The 14,684-nt window shown below is 44.8% G+C and carries 9 protein-coding genes; all 9 read right to left on the bottom strand.

The window, feature by feature from the left end:
• Positions 1-36: 36 nt before the first annotated feature.
• Positions 37-1,293, bottom strand: coding sequence for a DUF6786 family protein (locus U2P89_RS03445; RefSeq protein WP_322190625.1), 1,257 nt, complete (start codon positions 1,291-1,293; stop codon positions 37-39).
• 21 nt (positions 1,294-1,314) lie between these two features.
• Positions 1,315-3,408 carry a hypothetical protein gene (locus U2P89_RS03450; protein WP_322190626.1) on the bottom strand — a complete coding sequence of 698 codons (2,094 nt, stop codon included), beginning with the start codon at positions 3,406-3,408 and terminating at the stop codon, positions 1,315-1,317.
• 94 nt (positions 3,409-3,502) lie between these two features.
• The gene (locus tag U2P89_RS03455; RefSeq protein ID WP_416188608.1) at positions 3,503-5,449 is read right to left on the bottom strand and encodes a glycoside hydrolase family 172 protein; all 1,947 of its coding nucleotides are present in this window, start codon (positions 5,447-5,449) and stop codon (positions 3,503-3,505) included.
• Between the two features lie 55 nt (positions 5,450-5,504).
• Positions 5,505-6,671 carry a glycoside hydrolase family 172 protein gene (locus tag U2P89_RS03460; protein WP_076928251.1) on the bottom strand — a complete coding sequence of 389 codons (1,167 nt, stop codon included), beginning with the start codon at positions 6,669-6,671 and terminating at the stop codon, positions 5,505-5,507.
• 64 nt (positions 6,672-6,735) lie between these two features.
• A complete protein-coding gene (locus tag U2P89_RS03465) occupies positions 6,736-9,774 on the bottom strand; it encodes a GH116 family glycosyl hydrolase (protein WP_322190627.1) in 3,039 nt (1,012 codons plus the stop codon).
• Positions 9,775-9,783: 9 nt separating this feature from the next.
• Positions 9,784-10,836, bottom strand: a complete 1,053-nt coding sequence (locus U2P89_RS03470; RefSeq protein ID WP_322190628.1) for a hypothetical protein — start codon at positions 10,834-10,836, stop codon at positions 9,784-9,786.
• Positions 10,837-10,871: 35 nt separating this feature from the next.
• A complete protein-coding gene (locus U2P89_RS03475) occupies positions 10,872-12,302 on the bottom strand; it encodes a DUF4185 domain-containing protein (protein ID WP_322190629.1) in 1,431 nt (476 codons plus the stop codon).
• A gap of 133 nt (positions 12,303-12,435) precedes the next feature.
• Positions 12,436-12,846, bottom strand: a complete 411-nt coding sequence (locus tag U2P89_RS03480) for a DUF4945 domain-containing protein (protein ID WP_322190630.1) — start codon at positions 12,844-12,846, stop codon at positions 12,436-12,438.
• 23 nt (positions 12,847-12,869) lie between these two features.
• Positions 12,870-14,678: a RagB/SusD family nutrient uptake outer membrane protein gene (locus U2P89_RS03485; protein ID WP_322190631.1), complete on the bottom strand. Its 1,809-nt coding sequence runs from the start codon at positions 14,676-14,678 to the stop codon at positions 12,870-12,872.
• Positions 14,679-14,684: the final 6 nt, after the last annotated feature.

The following is a 14,684-nucleotide window of genomic DNA, read 5'->3' on the forward strand; positions in this document are numbered from 1 at the left end:
AATTGCAAATCAGCAGAGCTAAATCTGAAGTATAACCTATTCAAAGATCTTTCTCACTTTTTCAAGGTCTACTCCTAACAGTTTCTCAGCTATAGGAGAAAGGCTTGCCTCATCGCCCGTGAAATGGAATACGTTGTGTCTGTGCGACAGCGACTCTCCCGGTTTCAGGAATGCAGCGGGCGAGCAACTTTCCAGCTCCAGGAAGGGGCCCATAATGCTTCCGTCTTCCAACGGACCGTCGTTATAAGCATTCAATGCATCTCCGACAAGCGGATCCCTGTCAGGATTCCATTCCTGATTCAAATAGGTTGCATCCGGATCAGTATCAAATGTCACGATGGTCAATCGCTTTGCAAGCGGATCATAATTTCCCGCAATCGACTTGGTGCGTTTGGCATTCATTCCCAGTTTGCCTCTTGACTTTCCATCGGTTTTAAAATAGAGGATCCCATTATCGTCAACCAGGCGGTCGGCAGGAATTTCACCGAAATAATCGGATGTCACCACCTTACCCAGTTCCTTCCCGTCACCGGTATTATAAGGGATCACAGTTACAGCAGCTTCGGAAGGATTGAACATATCGAGCATCCATATACAGACCGTACCGGTCTCCGGGGTCCATTCGAAATCATTGCCATTGACAATTTTGTTGGTTGTTTCATAGGCCACCCCATTCACTCCTTCAGGGATTTCAACCTGTAATTTACCCGTTATTTCACTGGGGGAAAGCAATGCAACTTTCCGTTCTATCGCAATATTCAGGAGACTCCCCAAGTAGTTCTTCTGTTCCATCTCCTTGACAAAAACAGCCTCTTTGGGAGTCACACGGCTTACCTCCCACTCTTCGATATCGATGGCTTTGGGAGTATGCCAGTTATCATATACCTGCTCTTTCCCCGGCTCAAAAAATATGGAATACTTCCCCCCTTCCGGGCCGAGCCAGAAACGATCTTCTCCGCCGAAGCCGTTCATATGTTCATCTACTATACCCGCATCGAAGAAGTTGTAATTTACAAATCCGTGACTATTACCTTCCGGTCCGTTGGCCGTGGAAGTAAATACTTTTCCCTGATACTTCGCCGATAGGATTATTTGTGCCTTTTCATCTTCCGACTTCAGTACGATCAATCCCTCATCTTTTTCGGACAGATAGTTAAGATCATATCCGAAAGTTCCCTTTTCATATTTCTTCTCCATATTTTCTGATGTTTTCCTGTTGCCTGTACAGGAGAGTAAAATTACACCCCCGATCATGGCAGGCAGTACAGTACGATAGATTTGTTTTAGTTTCATTTGTGTATTATTTAAAAGCTTTTATTCAATTTTTCCGAATTTATCGAGAATACGGTTATAGGCTTCCGCAGCAGCACCGTTTCCCCAATCGTATATTGTAAATTCTCCCATTCCTTCCCCTTCGGGGCTGGTACGCCCTCCATGGCCGTAATTTTCCATCATAAAGCCATAATCTTCCTCTCCGAAGAAGGGATACACTTTCTCCCATTGTGCTTTGGTGACAGGATTAAGGGGACTATACATCATTACAAACGATGCCTTCAGCGCAGCCCACCCTCTCTCATTGTACTCATCACTGTCTAAAAGTTTCCCGTATTGCAGGATTAACTCGGAGAAGAGACTCTGGCGGGAGTCGTTCCATTCGGCATCGGCATTCAATACCCCGAAACCGCCAAGCACATTCACATACATATAGGGCGGCTGCCACGAAGCCTGTGTCATCAGTAATTCATCGAGGGTACGCCGCCCCTGTTCCAGATATCGCCGGTCGCCGGTCAGCCGGTAACATTCGAACAGTGCTTCGGCCGTCCAGAACATGGAGAAATTATTCTGTTTGTACATATTATTTCTGACGACTTTTTTCCCGACCAGGTGATCTGCTCCATACCGCGAACAGGACCAGTAGGTCTCGAAATCCTCCCATCTTCCCGAGGGAATGATGTCCCGGATTACCGCATCGATGGCTTTGAGACCTGCCTCTTTGTATTCCTGTTTTCCGGTCAGTTCATAGAGTTTCAAAAGAAAGGTCGCCGACATAGAGGTCTCAGGCGATTCATTCAGGTGAGTCATCGGTTGCAGCGTGCGCAGGTCGAGCCATCCCGGGAAAAAACCATTCTCCGACTGGATACCGAGCAATGATCCGGCGTATTGTTCCGCGTAACGAAGTAATCGTTCATCCTTTTCCAGTTCATCATACCAACGAAGCATCAGCAACGCCGTCCAGCTCATATCGAGAATATGGAATGGTGATTCGGCAGCATTCCAGGTATAAGGATTCCGGTTTGAATTTCCCCAGTAGCAGGCATCCCATCCCTTACTACGGTTATATTTTCTCCCCTCGATTTCCACTTCATGCATCTCTGTGCCGATCAAGCCGTAAAAGAAACCTTCAACCTTCGGAAAAGAGAGAGCCAGTTCTTTGGTAAGCAGCGCCTTTTCCATCAAGGTTGTGTTGCCGGTCCTTCTGGCGTACCGGTACAACCCCCCGGCAGAACGCAGGGAGCTGAACCATGCCTGATTCCATACCGAACGGAATTCCCGCTCATTGACTTCTCCCGGATAATTGGGGCTCTGCGTGACATTCACGATAAAAACCGGTGAACCGACCTTCTTACCGTCCAGTTCGAACTCCTGCCATACGTTATCCGCCCAACTGTTGAAAGCCCAGTTATAGGTGTGCTCCACATATCGTTCCAAATCGGCATCTACCGGATTCCCGGCTTGATAAAGATCATGCCCCCAACGATTCCAGAGGAAATCGAGTGGCCTCCTGAAAGGGTTTTTAAGTGACGCTTCGTCACTATGCACCATCAGGAAAAATCCGATCTCCACTTCTCCTGCCGGATACTCAGCACCCGGTTCACGGACAAACAGGACATGATCGTCGACCCTGCTGTTACTCATCCCCAATACCAGGCGATTATTTTCAGCATCGAGATCGAGATACCATCTTACCGGAGTTCCCTTTTTCATAATATCAAGATCGGGGATCAGGGTAATCACCTGTCGGTCATCGGCGACGATCAGTGCCGGAGAACGGAATACATGCTGGTCGATAATATGGCTGCCGGTAGGTGTAAGGTGGGGCGCCCAATGGAAAGACGGGGTAAACCCGGGAATGACAACCACCTGCCAGTCATCCTGGCGAACAGTCTGGCCGGGAGAGAAGTTGAATTGTATGTGAAGACAATTCTCGTCCACCACCTCGATCCGGCTGGTTCCTTTCTCATTCCCCAACAGGTCGTACTGGATCTTCCGAACAGCTTTCTCCAATGAACGGGGCAGCTTCAGCTCCATCGGCAAAGATTGGCTCCCTACCCTGGCATCCTGTGCATGCACTACGGAAGAGAAAATCATAACCATACCCAACACTCTATAAATAAGCCTCTTTATCATATCTTTCAAATCATCAAAATCACCACTACTTCCCAAAAAATCGGGAAAAGTTATTCCGACTTGCCGGGATCATCAAAATCACCACATCATCAAATCAATTTATTCTTTCGAGTATGATCAGATTCAGTTCGAACTGGTTGGCTTTGTCATTGTTCCTCACATGGAAGGTGACAGAGTTAGTCTGGGAAGTGAGTTGTATATCCCCCACATGGACATTCTCCCTGAAGATTTCTTTGTCGGCTTTTGTCGAAATCCACTCCGACAGTTGATTCTGCCGTTGCCATACCTGGAAATCGGCCCCATTCGGCTTTTCGTGATAGTTGACCAATACCCTGTATTTCCCTTCGGGTACATCCGTAAGCATCACCCTGACCATACCCTGCCCAAAAGAGGTAAGCATCAACCCTCTGTCTAAGATGGCCTGTATTCCCCTGTCGAGGGTAATCTCCATCAGCTGCGGGAAATAGATATGCTTTTCAGGAAAGTAGACCTCCCTTAAATCCGCGGTCGGTTCCATCCGTTCTTTCAACGGTTGTGCCGCGTAAAAGAATGCAACAGACGTATAATCTACGGGAAAATTATTGCCTACCTCTCCATGTTCCATACCGTGATAGATTTCTTTCCCGAAAGACATCTTATCCGAAAGGAAAAAACGGTAGCCTCCGGTACGTCCCATGGGAAGGGAATAATCAAGCGAACCGTGTATCGGCATGCTGATTCCTCTGTCCCACCGGTCGAGCAGCGCATACCACCCTCCGTTATAATAATCTTCCGAACCGGTACCATGCAGACGCATTTTTCCATCCACATATGTGGTATCATCTCCCTCGAAGAAAAGAGTCATACCCGGTCGCAAACCCTGTGCCTGATGGATGGTCCCCACATAATGACCTTTTCCTTTGGTTTCCATAAAAGTATAGAACTGACCCGATTCAGGTTTTTCTCTTCTCCAAACGGTATAGAGTTTTCCTTCCTCATTGATATTTCGTCCGTTGTCGTTATAATATACTTTCACATTCACCGGTACAGCGTTTTGCTGTACTCCTTCCCTTTTCTCATAGATGAGTTTCATGGAAGCCGATCTATCGAAAGGCATGGGCAGGTAACAGTAGTTGGAAGTTTGCTGCCGTCCCATCACGATACTTCGCATAGCCGGTTTTCCGTAGGCATAACCGAAAAAATCAGTCAGGGGGGCATGGATGGCTTCTACCTGTTCATCATCCCATTTTGCAGAAAGGATGATATCTTTATAAATCCCTTCAAATGCAGTTCCACCGTCAATCTCAAAACCGACAATACGGCCCGAGGTTGTTTTCTCAAAGAAAGCTACCTCTTCTCCCGGTTCAATAGTAAATGATTTTTCTTCGGTACGGACACTAGACGACAAACCGGTTGCATAGCGGTTTACTGTAGGTGATATATCAGCCCATACGTCACTCACCTCTGCCAACAATTCTTTGTCGGAAGCGGAGAAATTCCCGGTCCAGCTTTCCACATTCATTCCGGGTAGCATCCGGTATTGAATTTGATGGAACATGATCCGCTCTCCCTGGAACACGATCTTTAATGATTTTGCGAATGGAATAGGGATATAGCTGTAATACCCTCCTATTTCGTTACCACAAACCGGTTTTACGAAAGGATAGACCTTTCCCGAAAAAAGATCCATAAAACGAATCTTCAGGCGTGGGACCCGTTCTCCATCGAAGTAAAACAACAATGTGTCTTCTGTAGGTGTAGGAGTCCATATACGGTTTACTACACCCGGTCCTTCAAATTCGGCCAGCACCAGTCCCTCTTTTTCCTTACGGATAAAAGAATAAGTGCCACTGAAGCCATCGTCATTTCCACCCGTCCGGTCGTAACTCGACTCCTGTTCTATCAATTGATTATGTCGATATGCAGGCAACCGGTCCACTCTTTTCAAAAGCTCTACCTCATCACTCCACCGGTAGGTTTGAGCTTGCCCGTTCATCTGAAAGAGAGATAATAAAAACGTAAAAATGAGTAATAATGTCTTCAATCCTATTCTCTTCATCATTCTTTCATTATATTTTAGTTATTCCTGTATCGATTTTATCATTCAGAGCATAGGGTTAATTCACTTCCAATTCCTGCCAGGAAGGAAACTTGGGAAACCGAGCATGAGGCTCTTTCTGATACCAGAAAGTAGTAGACGAGATATCCGATTTCTGTGGCAGATAACGGTGTCCATGCCGCCAACCCAGATCCTGAATGGTGATTCTCAGGTCTTTCTTAAACCGTATAGGATCCATCACATGCCAGCGATACATTCCGAATCGTTGTCCGGATCTGTAGGTAATATCGGGAGGCAATACCTGCACCAATCCGGCATAAGGTGTTGTAAAAGTAACGTATTTCCCATGCCGGTCGAAATTATACGATCCGCAGAAATAATCCTCAGTTCCGGTTCCTATGATGGTAGGGAATTGCTTGTCTCCATCCATGAAGAATTTGATTTCTCCTTCGCCCCACCAGCCATTGTTATTCACCTGCCAGGCCATATAGACACCTACATAGTGCCCTTCTCCCTTTATTCCGTCGATAATGGTATAATCGGAGGTTTCATTCACTTTTGTGCGGCGGAATTGTGCATGGAAATAAGCAGCATCGTCGGGCACATCGGTCAGCGTATAATCGATCTGATAATAGAGGTTCATCGGCTGTTCATCATTGATATTAGTCATGGTGATCCTGCATTTTTTGCGGAACGGCATCACCCAATAACAATTGAATGCACTACCCGGATTGACGGTTACAGGCAGGGAATTCAGATGGGCATATTCATTCCACCCCATGCCGAAGAAATCACCCACAGGTGCCTCTACTGACGGTTCCGTTTCATCATCCCAGTAGATACGTATAATGGAAAAACGCCAGTTACCGGTCGGTGTCATCCAGATATGCTGAATAGCACCCGGCCCTTCAATTTCAGCCATGGTGAAAGTTTCACCCGGATTGATCGTCACAAACGGATTCACCTTCCAGCCCTGTCCCAGATCACGTGCAGGATTTGTGGCATTGGCCGTATTGCGGGGCGCGTTGGGATCCGGGATAGCCATTCCCCCTTTCCCTTTCTCGCCGGTAAAATTTTCCGGACTGATAGAACGTGTTTCCGCATTGGATAGCCGATATAGGTTACCCATATTCATATCCAGACCATTGAAATCACGATTTTGGGAAAAAACGGTTGTCGTGAATGCAATACAAAAAAGAAAAAAGAAAGTTGTTTTTAAACGCATAATAAACAAATTAAAAATTTATTGATATTCTTAGAAACTGTTTTGAATTTTCCGAATTTATTATTTATGGATTAATTTCTTTTCCAAAGATATTATATTTTTTAACATCAATCGAACCAAATAACACTTCCAGCCGGGGTTTTCCATTTTTTAATGAGAGTGTGCCAAAGCCTGTACCGGTACTGATAAAACCGGTAAAATCTCCTATTTTTGAATCAATATACAGTATTTTATCTACTGCATCGTATCTGATTCCCGTCAGCGCTTGTATCATGGCATAACTTGCCATTGCCCTGGCATACCAATGACCGCATTCATATTCATTAAAAGGATTTCTTACAGAACCGTCGTACCTGTCACGGCAGATGCGCACTATTTCCAGACCTTTTTCTATCTCTCCTTTCAGCATCAGATGGCTTGCCACCTGGTATTCAATTCCGGTCCAAACTTCATTACTATAAACAAACGGTAGAGATAATGCTCCTCCTTTCGGCCATGAGCAGAGTAATAATCCTCCGTCTTCACCACAAGCATACGTCGGTCGTTGCGGATTGTAATGATCGAGTAACGTTGTTTTCAGATTGTATTTATGTACTGCCTTCAGGTGACTGGTAACCATTTTATTATCTATTATTTCCGGAAGTCCGCAGACGGAGGCCATCCACATTCCCAAGATCCCATCCGAAAGGCAACCGGTACCATATTGATATTTAGGCCCCTCTTTTTGTAACAAAGCAATGGCCTCTTCAGAATATGCACCACCGAAAGATTGTACATTTACCGGATTAGGGGCTTCCAACCCTTCCCATTGAATTTTTTGAATAAAATACTCACCATCAAAGAGGTTATTTTCAATATACTTTTTACCTTTTGTCAGTAAAGCCTGGTAATCTTTATAAGGCTCCTTCAATGTTTTGCTCATTTCAATAAAGGCCGTGAGTGCACCCAGATAAAAGCTGGTGCACATTCCATCAGGCCCCCAAAACTCAATATCGTATGTATTATGATGCGGTTCTTCGAGGTATCCTTTCCCCTTCGGATCCCACGTACGGATACAATAATCGAGGCTCTTCTTCACATATGGATACAACGATTTCATCCATTCCGTATCTCCACTGATCCTCCAATCCCGGTAGACTTTCATGATTCCTCCCAATTGACCGTCTGCCGCCGCATGGAAGCTATGATCGGTAGGAGTGATAGGAATGTTGGTCCTGAAATTCTGATGCCCTTCTTCGTTCTGGCTTACTTTAAATTCCGTCTCACGTAATGTCCGTTCCAAAGCAGGAAAAAGATGAGGAATAGCCTGCGCATAATTCCATACATGCGTACAGCTACCATGACAACATCCGGAATCGTCGTTACAACCTTCCCATGCCCAAAGCCTCCCATCGGATACACGTAATACGGTGGGCGATTTTAGTATAGTTAAATTGGCAGCCACTGCTTCCAGCACTTCAGGGGGGAGGGTGGAGTCGTAAAAAGATTTACTGAATAATTCGGAGTATTTTTTCAACGTTGTACAGTTCTCGTTCCAATATCCGATTACACTGTCCAGATTCTCAAATCGGGTTGCATACCAGGGACGATAATAGGAATTCCCGGGAGTTACAACACCCACTTCCTCGGCTTCTATAATTTCCCATCCTTCTGAATAATCACCTTCAAAATCAGCCAGCAAAATCGCTCCTGAAGAGGGGGAGGAGAGTATCTCATCATGACGGTCGGTTAAAACAAACTGGTCGGCGAGAATATGTCCCCATGCGAATGTATCAAGATCAATGATTTTCAACCGGGCAGTTTTTCCCGCATATTTTTTCAAATCCCAGATTACTTCCGTTAATTGTTCTGTATTGTTTCCCACCGCAGTCTCCACGATCCGGTCATTTATCCACAGGTTGACAGATGTTTTTCCCTTTTGATTCCCGCCTCCCACTAAAAATTTGAGGTATCTTTTGCTGATGGTAAACTCAGGAGAGAGCAAAGTTCCCACTTGTCCATCCCCATTCGGATCAAAAGAGTTCAACAAGCCCTGCCCTATATAACCCGACACTTTTTGCTGACCCTTTACCGGTTGCTTTGCTGTTTTACCGGTAAATGCCGGTCCGGTAACAATTCTTTGTCCTATAGAAAGATCCGATTTAGGAAGATACCAACAGAAATTGACTTTCACTGTTTTTTCTTCACCCGGTTTCAAATTTACCGGCAGATAGACAGAAGCTCCCGGAGAAACTCCTTCAATGGGAGCATTACCAATAATCTTCGCACTCCTTATGTTATCCCAAAGGATTGTCTGCGAATCAAACCATCCACCCCTGAACCAGCAATGATCGGTCACAGCATTATTATCGTCCAGATAAACAGCAAATCCTCCAATTCCATTGTTGCCGTCTGTACCGGCTTTGGTCATTCTAAAGCCATTTTTCTGCCCGGATATATACCCTCCCTCATCAATAAAATTACGGGCATTGTACGAGAAGACGGCTTCAATCACCTCATTGAATCTGTTTTTAAAGGAATATTCCAGTACTCCCACCGGAAGGCTTGAATTATCCTCATCAGTAGGAATAAAGGGACTCCAGCCGGTAATTTTTACATCCAGTGGAATATCTTTATCTTCTAAATCTATTATTCCAAAAGGGAATCTGGCTCTGAACGAACCTTTCTCAAACCTCGGTAACCCGTAATTCCGGTTACCCAAACCATTTCCACTTCCGCGCGGGCCAAACAGTTTCCAGGTAGGAACAGTTGATTCCAGCACTTTCGCTCCGTTTTTTATCCCTTTAATACTGATAGCTGCAAAAGCATAGGGCGTATTGTAGATCTCCGGGCGATGGTTAACCGATAGGTGAGAAATCGCTCCGGTTCCCTCCAGGCAGAACATACCGGCACCTATGCCTCCAACCGGAAAAGCCACTTTGCTTAAGTACTCATTCCTGTATTCTCCGTTATAGCTTCTCTCGGTTCTTTCAAGCTGAAAATTCAATTTTTCAGGGTTATTTGATCTCAATAAACTTTCAGCCGATGCAAAGCCGGGAATATTTGACGCGGCAATAGTGCCTAAGCCAATTTTTTTTAGGAATGTCCTGCGATTATTATTCATTTTACCTCTCTAATTTTGTATTTTCCCGATAAACTGTTGCGGTGACAACGGAGTAATCCCAAAGATAAACTTTTCTCCGTTCTTAAACGGTGAATTCAATTCTAAATTTTCGATGGATATACCTCCCGGTATGGGTGCCTCACTTGCCCAATAAGTAAAGCGGCCGGTAATTACTCCCTTTAACTCTTTATGGGGATTCTCTTTTATCCAATACTGGGTTGCATGTTTACCCCTGTATTGCCAATGCAGTTTCGTGTCGTGCGTAAATACAGTCCGGCTGTAATCTTCCTCATCGGGGGCGGCAATAAAATAGACGTTACCCTTTTTATCCCGTATCATCCTCTCTTGTGAAAAATATTCACGTGAAGTAAAATGGATATCCTTATAATCGGGCCATATTTCAAGTGAGGATATTTGTTTGTCTTTGAAGAAAAGCGTCCTCAGACGGGCTTTGTTTCCCATTGTTGCACTCGTTATGAAATAATCCAGATCCACAGAACCATCATATTTATAAGAGGTTATCTCAAATTCGTAAGGACGGGATTCAAAAAACCGAAGACGGGCATATACTTTGGCACCGTTATCAAAAGGTTCGGAAAAGACATACAATGTCAGCGTCTCCTCTCCGTCTATCTTTTCCACTATCCCTCTTGTCGGGTATTGCTCATTTAAGGGTAAAACAGCCGTAGCATCGTCAGAGCTCCAAAAACGTTTACCCCTTTGCTCCTTATCAAGGCTACTCATTTCAAGTTCCGAATACCCACGTTCTTCTGCCCCTCTCGGAATCGGCTCAAAAGCAATGAAATTCATCACCTCAGGAAATCCATAATCCAGATAGGGAGTGTAAATCCGGATCAATCCTCTGGGGCCCGGTAACGGAGCCAATCCCACAATTATACCATCGGCATGGCCCCATACCGGCATCGCCGGTTTTCCCTGTGCCGGTTGTATCCATGCGCCAACCGTATCGGGAGGTGCCAATTGTTTCCAATTCGAAAAACTCTGCTGAGCACCCGAAGGGAGGATTATCAGTAAAAATAAAGAAAGTAGTAACTGTCGCATATCTCTGTTTTCTAAATAATCGTTTGTACTATTCTTTAATCCTGAAAGCTACCCATATCTGCTATTTCGGCTTTCATCAAAAAAACATTGTACGGCATCCACATTGACATCAGGAAATAGAGGTTATCGCCGTTTACGGACAGGGGATGGAAATAAGATCCATATAATTGCGCATAATCCTTTCCCGCTGCCAGTTCATACGGTTCACTCCAGGGGCCGGTAATCTGTTCCGCTGTACGCATGGTGATATTATACCTGTCACCATTGAAATAAGCAACAAACCACTTGTTAAATGTCTCACTATAGATGAACGACAACTCACCCACCTTATCATCTATAATGACGGTTGCCAGATTTTCATCTCCTTTGATCCATTGCCCGGAAGATCCGTTCCAATATTCATACTGATCCCGGTTCTCGATATCAGCTTCACGAAACCGGGCAAGAACGGCTTTGCTGTCGCGCCCGGTTTGTGTACCGATCATGTATACATATCCATCTTTCTTGAAATATCCACCTTGTCCAAAGGGACTGTTGGAAGAGAACGTAACTCCTTCACACTTCTCCCATGTCAGTCCGTTATCGGTCGACTTGTACATTCCCGAATAATTAGTGATCCAGCCGGTCCAGTTCCTCATATTGAAGTAATGGACATAATCAGCTCCATTGGCGCGAATGGCTGCTGTGGGAATAGAAGTCCAGTCTCCATTGCCCGAACCGTCCTTCCCGCCATATATAATTTCACGGGCATCTCCCCTGGCATCGGTCGCCATGCTGCTGAAGGTCAACCCGTCATCCAGGTTTTTATCTTCTGAAAAAGCCAGCACGTTACTTCTCCAACTACCTCCGTTAGGTCCGGGATTAGTGGGGTTCGGTTTGAAATCCCGCCCGAAAGTATCTCCAAAGAATATTCCATATTTACCCGGTTCCATTTCCCATACAATGCCCAGATCAGTCCCACCCACATTCCAGTTTAATGTATTGTTGGGACTGGGGAATGTCTCTCCGGATACCGGGGCACCGGTCACACGTGCTATCCGGCTCACATTACGGATAAAAAAGCCCCACCGGTTATCTACATTCAGTGAAATTTCTTTCGAGATATTTCCATCCAGATAAACAGCTTTCAGTATCAATCTGAAAAAATCAGGATCAGAAACTCTCACTTGGTATGTAAAAAGATAAGAGGAAGAGAGTTCGCTCCGGCTGATCTTTTCCGAATAACTTTCTCCTCCACTCTTATTAATGACCAGATAATCAATATTGTCAAGATTTTTAAACTGGAGAAGTGTGGAAACAGTTTTTGTCTCCTTGTCGGGTATGAGATCGGTTTCGGCCGACGAGATCTCATCAACCGGAATATAAGGCTCATCACTGCCTTCTTCTTTGCTACAGGACGATATAATTATCGTAATGATAGCAAAGGCTATAAGTATCCAATAATTTCTATTTTTTTCCGGGCTCATACACTTTTTTCGGCTAAATGCTATTTAATCAATTCTCTGTGAACAAAGATAAAAGGGTGTACCGCTAAGCGGTGTGACTAAAAACATGTACCTCGCTTTCGGTACACCCTCACTACTTATGGTATCACAGTTGTCATTCAATTTTAATTATTACACCTTCAGAAAAGACCCTGTCGGTAAACCCTTCTTCTTTTGCTTCGGGAGTCAGAAAACCCAGCAATTTGACAATAAACCGGTACTCTTTATTCGGATCTATCGTAACCGCCGCTGAATTGATTTCATCAAATACGGAGAACCTTTGCCGGTAAATATCATCCTCCACCACCTGAATACTTGCTTCCAGCGGTCGATTGAAGTCCTGAGGGATATTGCCGGATATCTGCCATGACAGTCTAACCACATTTCCTTCCAGCGTATAAGACAGATTCTCTACTTTAGGTAAGGAATGATTAAAATCTTTCCTGTCGATAATATCTCTGTCGTAGCATCCTGTAAACAGTACTAAGATCAGTGCTACAATAATAAGTTTTCCTATTTTTCTCATAACCATAGATTTTATTTCCGGTATCAATATCCGGGGTTTTGTGTATAGTTACCTTTGGCCCATTTCATCTGATTTTGCGGAATCGGGAAAAACTCGTCCCGTCCGGCAGTAAAGCGGGCATTTGCCATCCATGAGAATCGTGTCTTCTCCACGGTAAAATAGTTATTCATCACTTCTTCCAGGATACCCCAGCGTTGCAGATCGAAGAAACGGCGTCCTTCACCGGCCATTTCCAGGCGGTTTTCCCATTGCATTGCCTTCCAGGCAAAATCCTTATCCCATACACAGTTCTCACCTGGTTTATAGACCTCCACATGATAGTTCATTACCGGTGTACCATCGGCCTTGATCAACCAACCAGTGCTGTTAGCAGCACGTTCACGAACTTTATTGATAGGGATTAAGGCTTCATTCCATCTGTCCAACTGAATAAGTACTTCCGCTTTCCAGAGCAGGACTTCATCGTAACGGATCATCCGCTTGTTCATCGAATTGAATTGCCATCCGTCATACAAGAGACAATCACAACCGGGATGGGGTAATTCTTTCACTGATTTCAACCAACCATATTCAGCTCCGTTCCTTATTCCCCTGCTTTCAAAAATCAGATCAGGATCGTATTTCCACGGATGTCCGGGCACACCGGCCGTATGGCTGAAACGGGGATCCCAATTGTACTTATTAAAATAGTCCGGATTTCCCGCTTCAACAAGTGCTATATTATCACTTCCATCCGTATTCTTGATATAATTTCCGTAACTGTCATTATTGTAGTCATCAAACAGCGGCAATCCGTCAGGACCTGTCTTAAAGGCATTCCCCATATTATAACTGATATGATGGAATCCGCAACATTGGAATCCTGCCCAGTTCCAGGGGTGATTCAATCCTTCCCCACGATTGATTTTTCCTCCGGTAGAGCTGCCATCATCAATAGAATATTGAATTTCCCAGATCGACTCTTTGGTATTATTATCGGAAGTATGAATAAAGTTTTCCCCGAAATCCTGACAAAGGTCTACTTTACCGCCTTCCTGATCGGTCAGCTTGTTCAGGTAAACCAACGCCTCCGAGAGCCGGTCTTTATTGATATTAACCACCTGATGCCTGTCGTTCTGCTCATATGCCATGAACATCAGGGTTCTGGCCACCATTGCTGTGGCTGCATTTTTATCTACCCTTCCTTTCTCCGGTTGCACATCGGGCAACGCCTCTTCGGCATCTTTAAAATCACTCAATATCCGTTCCCAGAGATACTGGTCGTTCGGAAAACTGGAATCTCTGTTGGGAATCGCTTCAAACTCAGCCGAACTACCCACTACATTTTCATCGATATAAGGTATATATTTGAAAAACTGCTTCAGCCTGAAATGAACAAAAGCCCTGAGAAACTTCATCTCTCCTATTCGGACACTCTTTAAAGGATAATCCTCCTCGGAGATGTTATTCAGTTTCTGTATTGCGGTGTTGCTACGCTGGATAATCTGATAGGAAACATACCACGGATAATCAATCGGCCAACCATTGGCAGTCAGATTCACAAAAGTTTCCATAAAACCCCATCCGTCACCGCCGTCCCAGACGCCACCACCACCCTTATATGAGTCGTCAGACCGCATAGAGCCGGACCACCAGGGCGAAAAAGGAGAATCCCAGGATGGTATATCGGTAATCCTTGCATAAGCTGCTGTCACAAAACCTTCCATATCTTCCGGAGAATTCAGTAATCCCTCATCCAGTACCTGTTTAGGATTCACTTCCAAAAGATCGGAGCAGTTATTTGCCGTAACAAGGAAGGTGACGAGCAAAAAGATATATTTTAATCGTTTCATAATCTA

Source organism: Proteiniphilum sp., from assembly GCF_034331125.1.
In the GTDB taxonomy this organism is placed as follows: domain Bacteria; phylum Bacteroidota; class Bacteroidia; order Bacteroidales; family Dysgonomonadaceae; genus Proteiniphilum; species Proteiniphilum saccharofermentans.